This is a genomic window from Flavobacterium gelidicaeli, assembly GCF_013294005.1.
Taxonomy (GTDB): domain Bacteria; phylum Bacteroidota; class Bacteroidia; order Flavobacteriales; family Flavobacteriaceae; genus Flavobacterium.
This window is the reverse complement of sequence record NZ_JABSNK010000004.1, coordinates 374,730-391,591: the sequence shown is the minus strand read 5'-3', so window position 1 is coordinate 391,591 and position 16,862 is coordinate 374,730. Positions and strand designations below refer to the sequence as shown.

Genomic DNA, 16,862 nt, shown 5'->3' with positions numbered 1-16,862 from the left:
TATAAATCTACTTTTTATTTTTATCAATAAAGTTAATTACCTCATCAAATCTATTACTACAAGGCCAGAAATACTGCGTAACCATAGGAACGTGTTTTTTATTTAAATGAATTAAATTAACCTCAGGTTGCAATGGCTTTAAAGCTTCTAAAAAACGATTGTTAGCTGTAATTATTGAAGAATAAGTTTTATCACCTAAGTAGATTAAAAAAGGCGGTGTGTTTTTATCTAAAAAATAAATAGGCGAAGCGTCTTTCCAGTTTTCAGGACTATTAGTCCAAGTAGCCAAATAATCTTCTTTTACTGTTGGTGGGTTTTCCTCTAGATAATTTTTCATATCTAGTCCTGCTGCATCGTTCAAAATAATTCCAGAGATCGATTTAGGATCGATTCCGTATTTAGGATTCATTACTGCAAGTGCGGCAAGATGTCCTCCAGCAGAATGTCCTGTAATAAAGAGTTGTTTTGGATTTCCTTTATACTGGCTAATATTTTTTTGCGTCCATTTGATTGCTGCAGCAACTTCCTTGGTCATTTCGTCATAACTTACTGCTGGACTCAAAGTATAATCAGGAATTACGGTAATCACACCTTTTTTAGCAAAATTTCTTCCTAGAAGATTATAGGTGTCTTTATTGCCGCTATTCCAGTTTCCGCCATGAACAAAAATTAGAACAGCTGCGTCCTCTTTAATATTCTTTGGAACAAAAATATTTAATTTAGGCAAACTAGTTTCTTTAGCGATTGAAGTCGTTAAATAAGTGGTGTCTTTTATTTTTTTTGAGCTGCAACCTCCTAGGAAAAGAGTGCTCATTATAATTAGTGAAGCTATTGTGTAACGCATTTTTTTATCAAATATATCAATTATCAAACAGACCAATAAATATGCGCTTTAAAATTATATAAGTATTAACAACTGTTTCAACTGCGCATCTTATTGCTTAGTTTTGTAATACTATTACTTACTTTAAAAATCCTTTTATGAAATATACAATCTTAATTGTGCCTGGATTAGGAGATTCTGGAGCAGAACATTGGCAAAGCTATTGGTTAAACCAAATTGAAAATTCAGAGAAATTAATTCAAAACGAATGGAACAAACCCCAGCTTCAACATTGGCTCAATGCTTTAGAATCTAAAATTGCAGCTATAGATGGTAATATTATTATTGTTGCGCATAGCCTAGGAACTATTTTAGTAAATCACTGGACGGCGAAGAACTATAATAAAAAAGTGATTGGTGCGATGCTCGTAGCTCCAGCCGATGTAGATTCAGAAGCGCATACACCTGAAGAAACATGGAACTTTGCTCCTATTCCTGTGGCTATTTTACCGTATGCATCTGTAGTGGTTACAACGGATAACGATCCCTATATTGCTGTTGAAAAAGCAATGGATTTAGCTCAAAAATGGGGAAGTGATTTTGTAAATGTAGGTACAAAAGGGCATTTAAACACCGCATCAAAATTGAAAAACTGGGCTGAAGGACAGGCTATTTTACAAACCTTGATTAATAAAATAAGCCAATAACTAAAAAAACAGCCTTAACAATAAAGTTAAGACTGTTGTTTATGATTAATTAAGGGAAAATTAATCTTAGTACTAATTAACAAACAAAATCAAAATAATGAAAACAATTTGTCAGTTCTGTATTTTTTCAAAGTGTTGCTAAACGATTTAGCCTTATCTCAAGATATTGCATTTACAGATACACTTATTTTACTGACCTTTTTTAAAACTTAACATAATAACCAATTACAATAAATACCTTATTTTTATATCCCTTATTGCTAACTATACCACAAAGATACAGTAAGACTTGAGTTCAATTATAATGAAATCGCTCAGCTCCCTTTTTAATACCGACGAATGGTAATAATATATAGATGAATGATAAAAACAACATCTTAATCAAACTTTAATTTACTGTATTACTGTTTCCACTACATTTGATAGGTATATTTTGAACACATTCTTTCTTAGACAATAAATTCAAAACTCCTATTAGCAATGGAAAAAATAAACAAAGTAGCTAAAGTAACCTTGTTATTTTGGTTAATGAAAATCGTAGCAACTACACTAGGCGAAACTTTAGGTGATTATATTGCGCAAACCTTAAATTTAGGATACACCGTAGCATTACTTATAACAATTGCCTTTTTTCTAGTCGTATTGACGATACAATTGAACACAAAAAAGTACATCCCTACCTATTTCTGGTTAGTAATTATTGCCACAACTACTTTAGGTACAGAAATTTCTGACTATATTGATCGCACGCTTAAACTAGGGTATACATTAGGTACCTTATTATTATTAAGTGGTTTGCTGATTACGTTGTTGCTTTGGTATACAAAATATAAAAACCTCATTGTTTACCCCATTTTAGATAAAAATAAAGAAGGCTACTATTGGATTGCCATTCTTTTCTCGAATAGTTTAGGAACTGCTTTTGGCGATTATCTAAGTGACAATTTGGGATTGAGTTATCTAAACGGTGCTTTTGTAACTGCCACAATGATCGTTATTGTTACCTTATTGCATTATACAACTAAGATCAATCAAGTAGTTCTTTTTTGGATTGCTTTCATTTTCACAAGACCTTTTGGTGCAACTTTTGGTGATTTTTTAACCAAACCAATTGCAAAAGGAGGCTTGGATTTAGGAACTTTAAATGCCAGTATATTATCATTGTTGTTAATGATTACATTTGTAGTATTATCATATAAAAAACAACATCATGTTAAAAGGGAAAAACTGGCATCAAAAACACCATGATAATTTAGACTACGGAAGCCGAATAGCTGATTCCGTAGCGAAAGGAATGGGATCTTGGAAATTTATAATCATACAAACCATCTTAGTTGTTTTCTGGATGGGACTTAATTTAGTTGCCTTTGTACAGCACTGGGATGTGTATCCTTTTATTTTATTGAATTTACTTTTTTCAACACAAGCAGCTTATGCAGCGCCTATAATTATGATGTCTCAAAACAGACAAAACGAAAGAGACCGCGTACAAGCGCAAGCAGATTACCAAACAAATATTGATGCAAAATTAGAAATTGAAGCACTATCAGCAAAATTGAATAGTATTGAAATCGAAAAATTAGACAAAATTATTAAACTGCTAGAAGAGATAAAATAAACATTCAGAATTTTTATAATCTAAAAAGCAACATTTTTATAGTTGTGTAACAAATGTTACTGTGAAACGCTTTTTGATACTTTACTTTTGTACCTAATGAAACCAATAATCGTATTGGTATAAAATACGTCCATTTCGCTTTAAGCAAAACAACATTAAAATTAGAACTATGAAACTAGAAGAAATCATAAAACAAAATTTAGGAACTATTGTAGATGTTCGCTCGCATGCTGAATTTATGGGCGGTAGTGTTCCTGATGCAATAAACATTGCATTGAACGAACTACCAGAGCGACTTGAAGAAATTAAAGAACTTAAAATGCCTTTAGTTTTATGTTGCGCTTCAGGAAACAGAAGCGGACAAGCACAGCAATTTCTTTCTCAAAACGGAATAGAATGTTACAACGGAGGCTCCTGGTTAGACGTTAATTATTACAAATCTCAAGCAACAGAATAAATGATAGCATTCTTAAAAAAAATATTCGGAATTGGTCCTGCGGTAAATTTTAGTGAATTAGTAAAACAAGGCGCAGTGATAGTAGATGTTCGTTCCCCTGCAGAATATAAACAAGGTCATGTAAAAGGAGCCATTAACTTACCACTTAACGAACTAAGTAAACATTTATCAAAATTAAAAAAAGACGCTACAATTATTACCTGTTGCGCATCAGGAATGCGAAGCGCATCGGCTAAAAGTATTTTAAAAACAAACGGCTATACTACTGTCTACAATGGCGGAGGCTGGAGTAGCTTACAAAACAAACTATAATTTTTTAGTCTAAAAAATAAAAAGCCCCATTTAATTTGGGGCTTTTTTTATACTTAATGAGATTTAAACATTCAAACGAGTACTGCATTGCATTACTAGTAATCGTTTTAAAAATAAATCTCATTCACAAATTAAATTTTAATTATTAGGCCTCCATTTTTGGGTAGTCATTATATCCTTTTTCTGTAAAAGTGTAAAAAGTACTTGGATCAGGCGTATTTAAAGGCGCATTTTTTTCAAAACGAGCTACTAAATCAGGATTTGCAATAAAAGGCACTCCGTAAGCAACCATATCAGCATAACCGTCTTCAATAATTTTATTCCCCGTTTCTTTAGTAAAACCTTTGTTGATCATTAACAACCCTTTATAAATAGGTCTAAAATGTTTTGCTATTTCAGTTACTGCATAAGGAACTTCACTTACATCAGTAAAAGGTTCCGTTAAGTGCACATAAGCTAAGCCATAGTCATTTAACCTATTCACAATATATTCATGTGTGTCAATAGTGTCTTTATCTACTGTCATTCCTTGAACTCCATGCATTGACGGATTTAAACGCACACCTACTCTAGAATAATTGATAACGTCTTTTAAAGCATCTAAAGTTTCGAATAAAATACGGGCTTTGTTTTCAATACTTCCACCATATTCATCAGTACGCGCATTAGAACATCCGTTAAAAAATTGATGAAATAAATACCCATTGGCAGCATGCAATTCTATTCCGTCAAAACCAGCTTCTACGGCATTTTTAGCACTGTTTTTAAAATCGATAATTGTTGCTTTAATTTCACCCACAGTCATTTCTTTTGGAGTAACGGTATCAATAAAACCACGTGCAACATAGGCTTTAGCTTCAGGATTAATTGCTGATGGTGCGTGAGGCAATTCTCCGTTATGTAGTTCAGGGTGCGATAACCTTCCTGTATGCCATAATTGTACAAAAATCTTTCCGCCTTTATCATGAACTGCATGCGTAACCTGTTTCCAGCTTTCTGTTTGTTCTTTACTATAAATTCCGGGAACATTAATAAAACCAACCGCTTTTTTACTCACTACAGTTCCTTCGGTAATCAATAAACCTGCAGCAGCACGATCAGCATAGTAGATCGCCATTTCTGCTGTAGCCAAGTTACCTTCGTTTCCTGCACGGCTTCTTGTCATTGGGGCCATAGCCATACGGTTGTTATATTTTGTAGCCTCGAAAGTATACGGTTGTAATAATGTAATTTTACTCATCGTGGTATGTTTTATGTTTTTTAATTTATTTGCGAAACGTAGGTCGTAAAACCTATATTTTCAAAAATATGCGAAACAGTGTCTAATGCATAAGAATCATGTCCTTCTAATAAAAATTCGTTTTCATTATCATCATCACTATTAATATTGATTGCTTCAACAATTCTAGAATGAGGGAAAATAAGATCAAAACTCACCTGATGGTTGATTGACTTAGTAAACTCATCGTCATTTTCCATAATAATGATTGTTTTAGCTGTAGCAACTTTTTTTATTTTTTGCACTACATTAGAATCATTAATACAAAAACCCGAAAGAATAATGATATCAGCTTCCCAACTTGCATTAGTTGCGCATGCCATTTTCTCTATTTTAGCGTAGCGATTTTGAGCTAAGAGTGCTTGATGAATCTCTAAAAGTGCTTTCTCATTATTATCAAATAATAACATTTGGTAGCGGGCAGCAAGTTCGTTTAGAACCGCAAAATTTCTTTTATCTGACGCGCCTATTACGGCAATTGTTTTTATGTTTTGCATTTTTTTGATTTTGATAAGGCAAAACTACAACAAGAGCACGCTTACTATACTTGAGGTATAATAAGAAATGGCATTGATCTAAATCAAGTATTTTGAGGAATCTTTATTTGCGAAGATTAATTTGTTTTCGCACTCGGCTCAGTGTTTCTGGGGTTAACCCAAGGTAAGAAGCGATCATGTGCTGTGGTACACGAGCAATGACATCAGGATAGGAAACGGTTAGCTTTATGTATTTTTCCTCAGCCGAAGCATTTAAAGCAGCATTAATTCTAGTTTGTAATGCTATAAATGCGTTTTGTAACAAAATTCTTTGATAACGTTCAAAAACAGGCAACTGAATCATCAACTCTTCTCGAGCGCTATAGGTTAACAATAAAAGTTCAGAATCTTCAATGGCTTCAATCGTATAAGTTGAATTACTTCCTAGTAAGAAACTAGATAAATCGCTAATCCACCATCCTTCAAATGCAAATTGAATGACTTGCTCGTTTCCTTTTTCGTCCGTGGTATAGGAACGCAGTACGCCTTTTTCGATAAAAGCATTGTAAGAGCAAACGTCACCTTCGAGTAATAAAGTTTGTTTTTTACGGAGTTTTTTTGGAATAAAAAAAGTCTTGCACAACTCAAATTCTGCCGCTGTTAAAGACACTTTTTCTCCGATGCTTTTTTCTAATTGTTGATACATTCTTGCAAGATAATAATTCGTCCAAGATTTAAAAAGAGTAGCGTTAAAAAACAACTGTTAAATTATAGAAATTGTGGTATTTACTCGTCTAGATAGCTCAAAGCAAACCTTAAATTAGCATCACAACAAAATCCAAAATCATTTGTCTTACGCCAAAATAAAAATTACATTTGCAATAGTTTAACTTTTACACACAAAATGAAGCCTAACACACAACAATTAAACGATTTAACTATCCAAGTAAGAAGAGACATTCTTCGAATGGTACATGCCGTAAACTCAGGACATCCTGGAGGTTCACTTGGCTGTACTGAATTTCTAGTAGCTTTATACCAAAACCTTATGGAACGCAAAGAAGTGTTTGATATGGACGGAATAGGAGAAGATTTATTCTTCCTTTCAAACGGACATATCTCTCCAGTATTCTATAGCGTATTAGCACGTTCTGGTTATTTTCCAGTTGCTGAATTAGCTACATTTCGTTTAATCAACTCGAGATTGCAAGGACACCCTACAACTCATGACCATTTACCAGGAGTAAGAATTGCATCAGGTTCACTTGGTCAAGGTATGTCAGTAGGTATTGGTGCTGCTCAAGCAAAAAAATTAAACAATGACAACCATTTAATTTACACACTTCACGGTGATGGTGAATTACAAGAAGGACAAAACTGGGAAGCAATTATGTATGCGTCTGCTAAAAAAGTAGACAATCTTATTGCTACTATTGACCTTAACGGAAAGCAAATTGATGGTTCTACTGATGAGGTTCTACCAATGGGAAGCATCAAAGCTAAATTTGAAGCTTTTGACTGGGACGTTCTTGAAATAACAGAAGGTAACAACATTGAAGCGATTATTGCAGGTATGAACGAAGCAAAATCTAGAACAGGAAAAGGAAAACCAGTTTGTGTATTATTACATACAGAAATGGGGCACGGAGTTGATTATATGATGCACACTCATGCTTGGCATGGTAAAGCACCAAATGATGCACAACTAGAAAATGCATTGACTCAAAACCCAGAAACTTTAGGTGATTACTAAATAATTTTAAATTTTGAATTGTAAATTTTGAATTACCACTCAAAATCTTTCAATTATTAAATTTTTAAATCTTTGAATTTAAAAAAATGAAAAAATATACAAATACAGGAAGTAAAGATACGCGTTCAGGTTTTGGAGCGGGAATGACTGAATTAGGTCAAAAAAACGAAAATGTTGTTGCCCTTTGTGCGGATTTAATTGGATCATTAAAATTTGATGATTTCAAAAAAAATCATCCAGAACGTTTTTTCCAAATTGGAATTGCTGAAGCAAACATGATCGGAATTGCAGCAGGTTTAACTATTGGTGGTAAAATTCCTTTTACAGGAACATTTGCTAACTTTTCTACAGGAAGAGTATACGACCAAATACGTCAATCAGTTGCTTACTCTGATAAAAATGTGAAAATTTGTGCTTCACACGCAGGTTTAACATTAGGAGAAGATGGAGCTACACACCAAATTCTTGAAGATATAGGATTAATGAAAATGCTTCCTGGAATGACTGTAATCAATACTTGCGACTACAATCAAACTAAAGCAGCTACATTAGCACTTGCTGATCACCAAGGCCCAGCTTACTTGCGTTTTGGACGTCCAGTGGTACCTAACTTTATGCCTGCTGACGAACCTTTCGTAATTGGAAAAGCAATTTTACTTAGTGAAGGAACTGATGTAACTATTGTTGCTACAGGACACTTAGTTTGGGAAGCATTAATTGCTGCCGAAGCGCTAGAAGCAAAAGGAATCTCTGCTGAGGTTATCAATATCCACACGATCAAACCACTTGACGAAGAAGCAATTTTAAAATCGTTAGCTAAAACTAAATGTATCGTTACTGCCGAAGAGCACAACATACTAGGAGGTCTTGGCGAAAGCGTATCAAGAGTATTAGCCTTAAACCAGCCAGCTCCACAAGAGTTTGTTGCTGTTAATGATAGTTTTGGAGAATCAGGTACTCCTGCTCAATTAATGGACAAATACAAATTAAACAACGAAGCAATTGTTGCAGCTGTTGAAAGAGTTATTGCTCGAAAATAATTCTATTTGTTTACATCATAAATAAAGCCGTTAACTATAAAGTTAACGGCTTTCCTTATTTATAAAATCACCCTAAATTTTTAAACCCTTTTAATAATACCAAATACAAGTACAGTATATTCTAAGCTAATTTTACCCCATCGAGCGGAGTCAAAATGTAATAATGGTTCTAGACTCCCGAACTCATAATCGGACTGTTTTATTTGTAGCATTGGTATCAACTAAAAAAGCGTTAACAAATTATTAGTAAGCATAAAAAAAACTCTTTTCAGATAAACTGAAAAGAGTTTTTTTTTATGTTATAAACGACCTGTACTATTTACTATTCTTATCTAAATAATCCGTTCCTGCTGCTATTTCAAGTATAGTAGTCACTCCGTCTCCATCATCATCTATATCTAAATAATTAGGAATACCATCTCCATCAGTATCATCAGCATTAACCGCTGGCGTTACAGGGTAATTAATTGTACTTCTAAAATCATACATATATCCATCATTATTCAAATCTTCTAAATAATTAGGAATTCCATCCGCATCAGAATCTAATCGTTGAATTTCATATAATTTAAAGCTAAAAACAAGTGGTGTATATGAAGGAATCGCCCCCTGCCCTTGTGAGTAATAAGCTAATCCTGAAGGAATAAACATTACACCCGCCCCAAAATCTTTATAACTTATTGTGCCATTAGTACCCTCAGTATATGTTCCTGTTTTAAATTGAGGAAAAATCTCAGCCCAACCAGTAATTACACTATTCAAATTGAAGAAAGATTGCGGAAACTTAAGTTCCTCAAAAGGAGTTACCGTCAACGTCGTAACTTCCGATGCAGTAACTTGCTGTAGGTACTCTCCTTTATAAGCTGCTAAAACAGCATCTGTATTTGTTGGAGACTCCCCTACACCTTCATTCAATACTAAATAATACACTTTATAATCTACTCCGTGACGATTAACTGTTCTGAACTTTAGTTCATATTCCGTTTGGTCCCAAATTGATTTTTGAGTTCCTCCATCTGGAATTTTAGTTATTGTTGCATCTAAATCAGCTGAAACACTAACATAATATGTTTTTAAATATTGCTCAATATCATTAATATCAGTCGGGTATTGATCAGCATACTCTCTTGGTGGAGTAAGTTCTACTGAGTCATCACTTTTCGAGCATGAAAATAAAGACAGTGTTGTAATTGATAAAATAAAATAATACTTAAATTTGTTCATTATAGCTGATTTTTAAGTGCGCAAGATACAATATTGATTTATTTTTGTAAACTATTTAACTCTGATTTTAGAATATTTATGAGAATCGATAAATTTTTATGGTGTGTCCGATATTACAAAACCCGAAACATGGTAACTGAGGCTTGTAAAAAGAATCATGTTACTGTAAATGGTATGGTTGCAAAACCGTCAAAAGAGGTTTTTCCTACGGATAAAATCACCTTCCGAAAAGACCAAATAACCCAAATTATAACCGTATTAGACATTCCGGAAAGTCGTGTTGGAGCTAAATTAGTCGATATCTACAGACGAAACGATACTCCAGCAGAAGTATACCAACACTTAGAATTACTTAAATTATCGAAAGATCATTATAGGAAAAACGGTACTGGAAGACCTACTAAAAAAGACCGAAGAGACATTGACGAATTCGGTAATGAAATAAAAACGGACGAGGAGGATTAATTCAAGAGGTATAAGACTCGAAGTGTATAAAATCTCTTGAAATTTAAAATTACTAAACAAAACAATAATGAGCAAAAACATCATTTTAACCAATCAAGAAATTGAGCACAAAATTACCAGAATTGCTTATCAAATTTACGAAACATTTGTAAACGAAAAAGAAGTTGTTCTTGCTGGAATTACTTCTAACGGCTATATTTTTGCTGAGAAAATCGCTATAGAATTAAACAAAATTTCACCTCTTGAGGTTTTATTATGCGAAGTATACATCAATAAACAAAATCCAGAGCAAGCTATCACGACTTCTTTAGATAAAGAACTTTACACTAATAAAGGCTTAATCCTTATTGATGACGTATTAAATTCAGGTACAACATTAATCTATACCGTAAGGCATTTTTTAGACGTACCCTTAAAAAAATTCAAAACAGCGGTACTTGTAGATCGTAATCACAAGAAGTACCCCGTTAAGGCTGACTTTAAAGGCATCTCTCTTTCTACATCACTATTAGAGCATGTACAAGTAGTATTTGATGAAAACAATGAAAGTTATGCTTATTTAAGCTAAAACCGCCTCGATATCTACTACCGTTTGCTCAATAGTTCTTTCGTCTACAGAAACCACATAAGTAGCCTGATTATAAAAATAGCTTCTTTCAAAAAGATGCATTGCAATAAACTCCTTCATTTGCTCGTCATTCATATGAGCAATAAGGGGTCTTTTGCTTTTATTAGGAGACAGTCTATTAAATAAAGTAGCAATGGATGCTTTTAAATAAATAGCCTCTACATTTTCCCCTTTTAATAACTCATGATTATTTGCATAGCATGGCGTCCCTCCTCCTAAACCAATAATAATCGATTGGTCTAATTGTAATAGCTCAACAAAAGCTTCGTGTTCCATCTTTCTAAATTTGATTTCTCCTAGCTGTTCAAAAATAGCTTTCACTGATAGTTTAGCCTTTTCTTCAATATATTCGTCCAAATCTATAAATGGAATCTGTTTTTTTTGAGACAAACTTTTGGCAATAGTTGACTTTCCGCAACCCATGTAGCCTAATAGCACAATTTTCTTCATATAATAAATCCCTATAAGTTAGACCGTTATAATTAATTGATAAAAAAAGACAAATTTAAAGCAAAAAACTTTGGAAAACATCAAATAAAGTCCTTATATTTGCACCCGCATTCAAGCAAAGAAATTATGACTCGATAGCTCAGTTGGTAGAGCACATCACTTTTAATGATGGGGTCCTGGGTTCGAGCCCCAGTCGGGTCACAAATTGTGATCAACACATAATTTACTTGAAAGCAAGACTCGATAGCTCAGTTGGTAGAGCACATCACTTTTAATGATGGGGTCCTGGGTTCGAGCCCCAGTCGGGTCACAACATGGTCGAGTAATTCATTACTTGACCATTTTATTTTCACGGCCACGTGGAGAAACGGTAGACTTGCCAGCTTGAGGGGCTGGTGCTCGCAAGGGCGTGTGGGTTCAAATCCCACCGTGGTCACAAATAAAAAAAGAATAATACACAAAGAGGACAAACCAATTATCCTTTTTTAGAAATACATAATGACTCGATAGCTCAGTTGGTAGAGCACATCACTTTTAATGATGGGGTCCTGGGTTCGAGCCCCAGTCGGGTCACAAAAGGTCAAGTAATTTATTACTTGACCTTTTTTATTTTATACCAATTAATAAATCGCAACGATCAGGTATAAATGCAAAGGCACAAACATTAAGCAAACAATTGAGTAAACCTAAAAAAGATAAAATCCGATAACAATCGATAGCCAACATAATTAACTTTGATTCATTGCTCACAAATCCAGTTCCTCACACTTCCTTAAATCACTTATTACACAATCTACCCCTTTTAACCATTATACAATTCATTTTACATATTTTTTAATAATATAAGCCGTCACTGGCTTCAATGCATGATTATTATCAGGGTGCCTACCATGGGTGTTAAAAAATTCAATTCCGTTTGCAGTTTTCGCATACCAAATCAAAGCCTCTCCATTTTTAAAGAAAACAGTAGTATCCGTAACCACAACTTTTTGTAAATTCAAAACACTTCTATCTAAAGGCACTACAACTCTATAAGAACCCACTGACTGAACATCTAGATCACAACTAACTTCTTCATAATGATTACCACTCCACTGCATGCATTGTTTTTTTGAAAAAAAATAATAACTCACCACAAAGCCCAGGAAAAAAACAAACGATACTCCAATTATATTTTGTTTCCAACTTTTAATCTTACCGCCGGAGTTTTTATTTCTAAAATCTAAAAAAGAAGCTTTCATACTTAAATCCTCACCTACTACATCAACCACCTTATCCTTCTCGGTTTTTTCATTACACAATAGCCTCCCTTTTTCAGATAATAACAGTTCATTTTGACAAACTACGCCAGACGCTTCATCCATAACCAAAATAGACCGAAACTTGTTAAAAGGTCTTGGATTAAAATCTACTAAAATTGCTGCAATTTCTATAACGTCATCAGTTGGCGACGCTGTCTCTCCTCTAAAAAAAGCTCCTACAGGTTTAAAACGATCTGTTTTTGTTGTAAAAGTATTTTTCTGAGTTAAATCAAATGAGAAACCAAAAAATGTTTTAAAAATATTCAAATCATTTTGATTACTACTATTTTCAAATTTTTGCCAACATAGTTTCCTAAGGTTTGCCTGCGATGGCTGTGATAAATAAATAGAATTACCACTCTTTTTCTCCATCTGATATTTTGATTTTACTGCTTTTTTATAACTATTGATAGTATTGTTGCTCATAGGCTATTTAGATTATTTAGGAAAAGACAGGAATTGCTAGGAAAATCAGGAAATCCAGGAAATCTTTAGAATTAAAAGCCTCCAACCATCTTTCCTTTGCAAAAGAAACAGTTAAACATTTAATCTGCAGACAGAAACAAAAATACAAAACTAGTTCTATTAAAGTGTAAAAAACAATAAGACAATCTTTATTTGGGAGGTATAATCAAAGCCCTATTGTTCTACGCACTTCACTTCCCAAAATCCATTAGTAATCCTCAAACAAAGACTGGAAAAGTTCCAGCAGGTATACCTATGGCTAATTACTAAAATCAAAAAAGATGAAAAGAATTTTTATATTGGGAGCGTTCACATTAATAAGTACAACATTATTATCATGCACCGTAGACGAATACACTACAGATAGCAAGGCCACATTAGAAAACGAAATAATCCCCGCTGAAAACAACATACTCTCTAATACTGACCAAGGCCCTGGAGATCAGCCCATAGTTGTACCAATACCAAAAAAGTAACCACTTAAAGCAATTAATTAATTTTAAAATACTATTTTCGGGGAAAGTGACAACTATGCTACGATCCCCGATTTATATCTTATTCGCCTTAATTCTACTGATTTCTTGCCAAGAAAAAAAAGAATTTAAAGCACTACCTGATAATGCAAAAAAAGAAGTTTCTGATCTTCAAAAAAAAGCTATAGACCAATTAGAAAAAACTAATTTTAATAGTGCTTTTTACTATTTTAATAAGTCAAACATTGCAGCACAAGCCATACAAGATAGCGCTGACGTTATTTACAATCTAATTCAAATGGCTTACATTCAGCAAACGAATGGCGATTATTACGGCAGTAAAGAAACCCTAACCGCTTCTTTACCCTACCTTAAAAAAAAGGATATCTACAGTGCTTCTATTAATAATTTTTTTGGGATTGCTAATAAAGAACTTTCTATTTATGAAGACGCAATTCGCTATTATAAGGAAGCATTAAAAGACTGTGAAGATGAAATTTCTAAAAACGGACCACTAAACAATATTGCCGTTGTTTATGTCAAACAAGAGAATTACGACAAAGCTATAACTATATTAGAATCTATTCTAAAAAAAGGAACACTTGATGACGCAAGTTTAAAACAAAATAAAGCTCGGGTTATAGACAACCTAGGATACGCTTATTTTAAAAAGGGAATGACTGAAAAAGGCTTAGAATTAATGACTCAAGGATATGATCTAAGAAAACAAAGCAACGATTTCTACGGCAGCCTTGAAAGCAACCTGCATCTAGCAGAATTCCATAAAAAAACCACACCCGATAAATCACAAAAACTAGCATTAGACGCTTATCATATTGCGACAAAATTTAAAAGCATAGACGAAAGATTAAAAGCATTATCTTTTTTAATATCAAATAATCCAGATGGCAAAAATGACCATTTTATTGAAAAATTTATTTTCTTGAACGACAGTATCACCAAAATTCGAAATAATTATAAAAATAAATTTGCTAAAATTAGATATGATTCTAAAAAAGAAAAAGAAGAGAACCAACATCTTCGTGTAGAAAAAGTAGAAAACCTATTAGCCCTACAAAAAATAAAATATCAAAGACTACTATTTATTAGCGGAATTATACTTCTTATCATCGCAATTGCTTTAATTACCCGTTATTTTAGAATTAAAAATAAAAACGAAAAAATTAAGGCAGCTCACGATACCGAGACCTTAATAGCAAAGAAAATACACGACGAACTCGCTAATGATGTTTTTCATTTATTAACTTTTGCACAAACACAACCGCTATCTAAAGAGCCAACAAAAGAAAATTTACTACAAAAACTAGATGATATTTACATACGAATCAGAGGAATATCAAGAGAGTACAGCGACATAGATACTAAAACAGATTTTGAACTAAAATTAAAAGACTTGTTTGCTCCTTACAACAGTAGCCAAACAAATATTATTTTAACTAAAATCGATGACGTAAACTGGGCAGAAATTAACGAAACTAAAAAAGTAATCCTCTACAGAGTCCTACAGGAATTAATGGTGAATATGAAAAAACATAGCGAAGCATCTTTAGTATTAATAAAGTTTGACATTAATGATCCAAAAAAATTAATTATCGATTATGTAGACAATGGAAAAGGAAGTACCCAAGCGAGAATTATTAAAAACGGACTCCAAAATATAGAAAACCGCATTAAAACCATTGACGGAAGTATTGTTTTTACCACAGAACCCAATAAAGGATTCAAAGCAAAAATAACATTACCAAAATAACTCAGAAACAACTCTCCTCTCATTCTTGTAGCAAGAACACATTTAAAAACGCTATTACTCAAAACTATTAAATGTTTTTACAAATCACTCTTTAAAACAGCTTATTTACTTTTTAAAGAAATAGCTAAAAAAAGACATAAAAAAAAGCCTTTCAATTTCTTGAAAGGCTTTGCAATTTTTGCGGTCTGGACGGGACTCGAACCCGCGACCCCCTGCGTGACAGGCAGGTATTCTAACCAACTGAACTACCAGACCCACTGCTCTATTGCGGTGGCAAAGATACAACAGAAGTCGGATATTACAAGCGTTAAATGCAATTAAAAATTATTATTTTTTCAATAAAAAACCAACTCACTGATTCTTAATAGCAATCAGAAAAAATTTAACATTTTAAAAATCTAATAATTTCCCAAAAACAGCGGAAACAGCTACAATTAGCTATTAAAAGTTTCTAAACTCATTCAAAAGAGAGAACATTTACCTCTAACTAAATCGCTAATTTCATAAACTAATACTCTTATAACAAAAAAAGGATCTAACTTTATTGAAAAGTTAAATCCTTTTTAATCTTTAAATCAGCTCCTAATCCTAATAAACTTTTGCGAAAGCAGCCTATTTTCTTGACTTAGTTGCTTTTTTCAAATCATCTCCACCAGGAATTTTCATTTTATCAGTAAGAACCGAAATCTCATTAAGATCAAAGTCACCCGTTAATGACATCAAAACTGTTTCATTAGCTTGATTAGCTCCTTCAATAAACATCAACAACTCTTTTATATTTGTATCACCAGTAGTAGATTTCACTAATATGCGAATGTTTTTTCCGTTTTCATTTACACGCATCAATTCTTCAAGACCAGCAGTTTTTACATACTTATCTGCAGTTAACTTCATATCTGCAGCAGCTTTGGTATTGGTTGTAGTAAATACTTTTAAGTTGTCTAATTTTTTTATTAGATTCATGTATTGTTGCGTTTCGTTATCTGACGCATCCACTTTTACCTTACTCATTAAGTCAAACATTTTTTTATTGACTACAACTGCAGTAATATTATCTTGGTCATTAAACCTATCTAAACTTGCTTGCGCAAAAAAAGAACTAGCTATTAACAATAGTAATGATGTAATTATAAACTTTTTCATTTTTTCTTATTTATGGATTTTTTGAAAATTAAATTCTTTGATTCTTCGTATTCTCTAATATACAATACACTTTCTATGCCAACATTTACATTAGTAGATAACATCATCAATGCTTTTTGTGTTTCTTTAAAAGCTTGTTCAGGATTGTCACAAGTACCTAAATCATTATTTTTGGATTCAGAATTCCCATTAAAACAAAGTACTAAACTTATTAAGAGCACTATAGAAGCTATTATTAACCAATAAAAACGCTTCTTTTTATTTTCCGCTTGGCTCATATGTTCCAATTTTATGTTAGCAAAACTAATAAATTAATAATTGGTATTAAGTTAAAAATTCAACCTTCCTTTTAGAACAGTATAAAACAACAAACCAGCCTTTCATTTTCAATTAAATACCGTTATAATTTTTATCGAAATCAAAACCTGTTTATCTCAATATAAGTTTTGGCCATTTACTAATAATAAATTCATACTT

At 32.9% G+C, this 16,862-nt stretch carries 20 protein-coding genes and 5 tRNA genes; 15 read left to right on the top strand and 10 right to left on the bottom strand.

Annotation, left to right across the window (positions count from 1 at the left end; genetic code table 11):
* Positions 1–7: 7 nt before the first annotated feature.
* A complete protein-coding gene (locus HNP99_RS08555) occupies positions 8–844 on the bottom strand; it encodes an alpha/beta hydrolase (protein ID WP_173852949.1) in 837 nt (278 codons plus the stop codon).
* A gap of 137 nt (positions 845–981) precedes the next feature.
* Between HNP99_RS08555 and HNP99_RS08550 the strand changes: the two genes are divergently transcribed.
* The 5 genes from HNP99_RS08550 to HNP99_RS08530 all read left to right on the top strand — a co-directional run bounded on the left by HNP99_RS08550 (position 982) and on the right by HNP99_RS08530 (position 3,917).
* A complete protein-coding gene (locus tag HNP99_RS08550) occupies positions 982–1,530 on the top strand; it encodes an RBBP9/YdeN family alpha/beta hydrolase (RefSeq protein WP_173852948.1) in 549 nt (182 codons plus the stop codon).
* A gap of 480 nt (positions 1,531–2,010) precedes the next feature.
* Entirely contained in the window at positions 2,011–2,778 is a 768-nt protein-coding gene (locus HNP99_RS08545; RefSeq protein WP_173852947.1) for a COG4705 family protein, read from the top strand.
* On the top strand, positions 2,741–3,148 hold the full coding sequence (locus HNP99_RS08540) for a DUF1003 domain-containing protein (RefSeq protein ID WP_173852946.1): 408 nt from the start codon (positions 2,741–2,743) through the stop codon (positions 3,146–3,148). Before HNP99_RS08545 ends, HNP99_RS08540 begins: the two co-directional genes overlap by 38 nt.
* A 169-nt stretch (positions 3,149–3,317) precedes the next feature.
* Positions 3,318–3,605: a rhodanese-like domain-containing protein gene (locus HNP99_RS08535; RefSeq protein ID WP_173852945.1), complete on the top strand. Its 288-nt coding sequence runs from the start codon at positions 3,318–3,320 to the stop codon at positions 3,603–3,605.
* On the top strand, positions 3,606–3,917 hold the full coding sequence (locus tag HNP99_RS08530; RefSeq protein ID WP_173852944.1) for a rhodanese-like domain-containing protein: 312 nt from the start codon (positions 3,606–3,608) through the stop codon (positions 3,915–3,917).
* 145 nt (positions 3,918–4,062) lie between these two features.
* Here HNP99_RS08530 and HNP99_RS08525 read toward each other — a convergent pair whose 3' ends face one another.
* From HNP99_RS08525 to HNP99_RS08515, 3 genes are all read right to left on the bottom strand, one after another.
* A complete protein-coding gene (locus HNP99_RS08525) occupies positions 4,063–5,157 on the bottom strand; it encodes an alkene reductase (protein ID WP_173852943.1) in 1,095 nt (364 codons plus the stop codon).
* 20 nt (positions 5,158–5,177) lie between these two features.
* Positions 5,178–5,693 (bottom strand): hypothetical protein, encoded by a 516-nt coding sequence (locus HNP99_RS08520; RefSeq protein ID WP_173852942.1) that lies wholly within the window; start codon positions 5,691–5,693, stop codon positions 5,178–5,180.
* Between the two features lie 103 nt (positions 5,694–5,796).
* A complete protein-coding gene (locus HNP99_RS08515; protein ID WP_173852941.1) occupies positions 5,797–6,378 on the bottom strand; it encodes a Crp/Fnr family transcriptional regulator in 582 nt (193 codons plus the stop codon).
* Between the two features lie 198 nt (positions 6,379–6,576).
* Between HNP99_RS08515 and HNP99_RS08510 the strand changes: the two genes are divergently transcribed.
* Together HNP99_RS08510 and HNP99_RS08505 are read left to right on the top strand one after the other, a co-directional pair.
* Positions 6,577–7,425, top strand: coding sequence for a transketolase (locus tag HNP99_RS08510; RefSeq protein WP_173852940.1), 849 nt, complete (start codon positions 6,577–6,579; stop codon positions 7,423–7,425).
* Positions 7,426–7,511: 86 nt separating this feature from the next.
* Entirely contained in the window at positions 7,512–8,465 is a 954-nt protein-coding gene (locus HNP99_RS08505) for a transketolase family protein (protein ID WP_173852939.1), read from the top strand.
* Between the two features lie 315 nt (positions 8,466–8,780).
* Here HNP99_RS08505 and HNP99_RS08500 read toward each other — a convergent pair whose 3' ends face one another.
* Entirely contained in the window at positions 8,781–9,689 is a 909-nt protein-coding gene (locus tag HNP99_RS08500; RefSeq protein ID WP_173852938.1) for an FKBP-type peptidyl-prolyl cis-trans isomerase, read from the bottom strand.
* A gap of 78 nt (positions 9,690–9,767) precedes the next feature.
* Here HNP99_RS08500 and HNP99_RS08495 point away from each other — a divergent pair, with 78 nt between their 5' ends.
* Both HNP99_RS08495 and HNP99_RS08490 read left to right on the top strand, forming a co-directional pair.
* Positions 9,768–10,154, top strand: a complete 387-nt coding sequence (locus tag HNP99_RS08495; protein ID WP_173852937.1) for an RNA-binding S4 domain-containing protein — start codon at positions 9,768–9,770, stop codon at positions 10,152–10,154.
* Positions 10,155–10,221: 67 nt separating this feature from the next.
* Positions 10,222–10,722: a phosphoribosyltransferase domain-containing protein gene (locus tag HNP99_RS08490; protein ID WP_173852936.1), complete on the top strand. Its 501-nt coding sequence runs from the start codon at positions 10,222–10,224 to the stop codon at positions 10,720–10,722.
* On the opposite strand, the gene HNP99_RS08485 is transcribed toward HNP99_RS08490, so the two are convergent.
* Entirely contained in the window at positions 10,714–11,232 is a 519-nt protein-coding gene (locus HNP99_RS08485; protein ID WP_173852935.1) for a shikimate kinase, read from the bottom strand. The genes HNP99_RS08490 and HNP99_RS08485 overlap by 9 nt on opposite strands.
* Positions 11,233–11,360: 128 nt before the next feature.
* Here HNP99_RS08485 and HNP99_RS08480 point away from each other — a divergent pair.
* The 4 genes from HNP99_RS08480 to HNP99_RS08465 all read left to right on the top strand — a co-directional run bounded on the left by HNP99_RS08480 (position 11,361) and on the right by HNP99_RS08465 (position 11,805).
* Positions 11,361–11,433 (top strand) — tRNA-Lys (locus tag HNP99_RS08480).
* 36 nt (positions 11,434–11,469) lie between these two features.
* A tRNA-Lys gene (locus tag HNP99_RS08475) sits at positions 11,470–11,542 on the top strand.
* 43 nt (positions 11,543–11,585) lie between these two features.
* A tRNA-Leu gene (locus tag HNP99_RS08470) sits at positions 11,586–11,668 on the top strand.
* A 64-nt stretch (positions 11,669–11,732) separates the two neighbouring features.
* Positions 11,733–11,805: transfer RNA gene (locus HNP99_RS08465), tRNA-Lys, on the top strand.
* A 245-nt stretch (positions 11,806–12,050) separates the two neighbouring features.
* On the opposite strand, the gene HNP99_RS08460 is transcribed toward HNP99_RS08465, so the two are convergent.
* The gene (locus tag HNP99_RS08460; RefSeq protein WP_173852934.1) at positions 12,051–12,959 is read right to left on the bottom strand and encodes a hypothetical protein; all 909 of its coding nucleotides are present in this window, start codon (positions 12,957–12,959) and stop codon (positions 12,051–12,053) included.
* Between the two features lie 320 nt (positions 12,960–13,279).
* On the opposite strand from HNP99_RS08460, the gene HNP99_RS08455 reads away from it, so the two are divergent.
* Together HNP99_RS08455 and HNP99_RS08450 are read left to right on the top strand one after the other, a co-directional pair.
* On the top strand, positions 13,280–13,474 hold the full coding sequence (locus tag HNP99_RS08455) for a hypothetical protein (protein WP_173852933.1): 195 nt from the start codon (positions 13,280–13,282) through the stop codon (positions 13,472–13,474).
* Positions 13,475–13,529: 55 nt separating this feature from the next.
* A complete protein-coding gene (locus tag HNP99_RS08450; protein ID WP_173852932.1) occupies positions 13,530–15,242 on the top strand; it encodes an ATP-binding protein in 1,713 nt (570 codons plus the stop codon).
* A 181-nt stretch (positions 15,243–15,423) separates the two neighbouring features.
* Here the strand turns inward: HNP99_RS08450 and HNP99_RS08445 are convergent.
* The 3 genes from HNP99_RS08445 to HNP99_RS08435 all read right to left on the bottom strand — a co-directional run bounded on the left by HNP99_RS08445 (position 15,424) and on the right by HNP99_RS08435 (position 16,663).
* Positions 15,424–15,497, bottom strand: a tRNA-Asp gene (locus HNP99_RS08445).
* Between the two features lie 357 nt (positions 15,498–15,854).
* Positions 15,855–16,385 carry a DUF4252 domain-containing protein gene (locus HNP99_RS08440; RefSeq protein WP_173852931.1) on the bottom strand — a complete coding sequence of 177 codons (531 nt, stop codon included), beginning with the start codon at positions 16,383–16,385 and terminating at the stop codon, positions 15,855–15,857.
* Positions 16,382–16,663, bottom strand: a complete 282-nt coding sequence (locus tag HNP99_RS08435) for a hypothetical protein (protein WP_173852930.1) — start codon at positions 16,661–16,663, stop codon at positions 16,382–16,384. Before HNP99_RS08435 ends, HNP99_RS08440 begins: the two co-directional genes overlap by 4 nt.
* Positions 16,664–16,862: the final 199 nt, after the last annotated feature.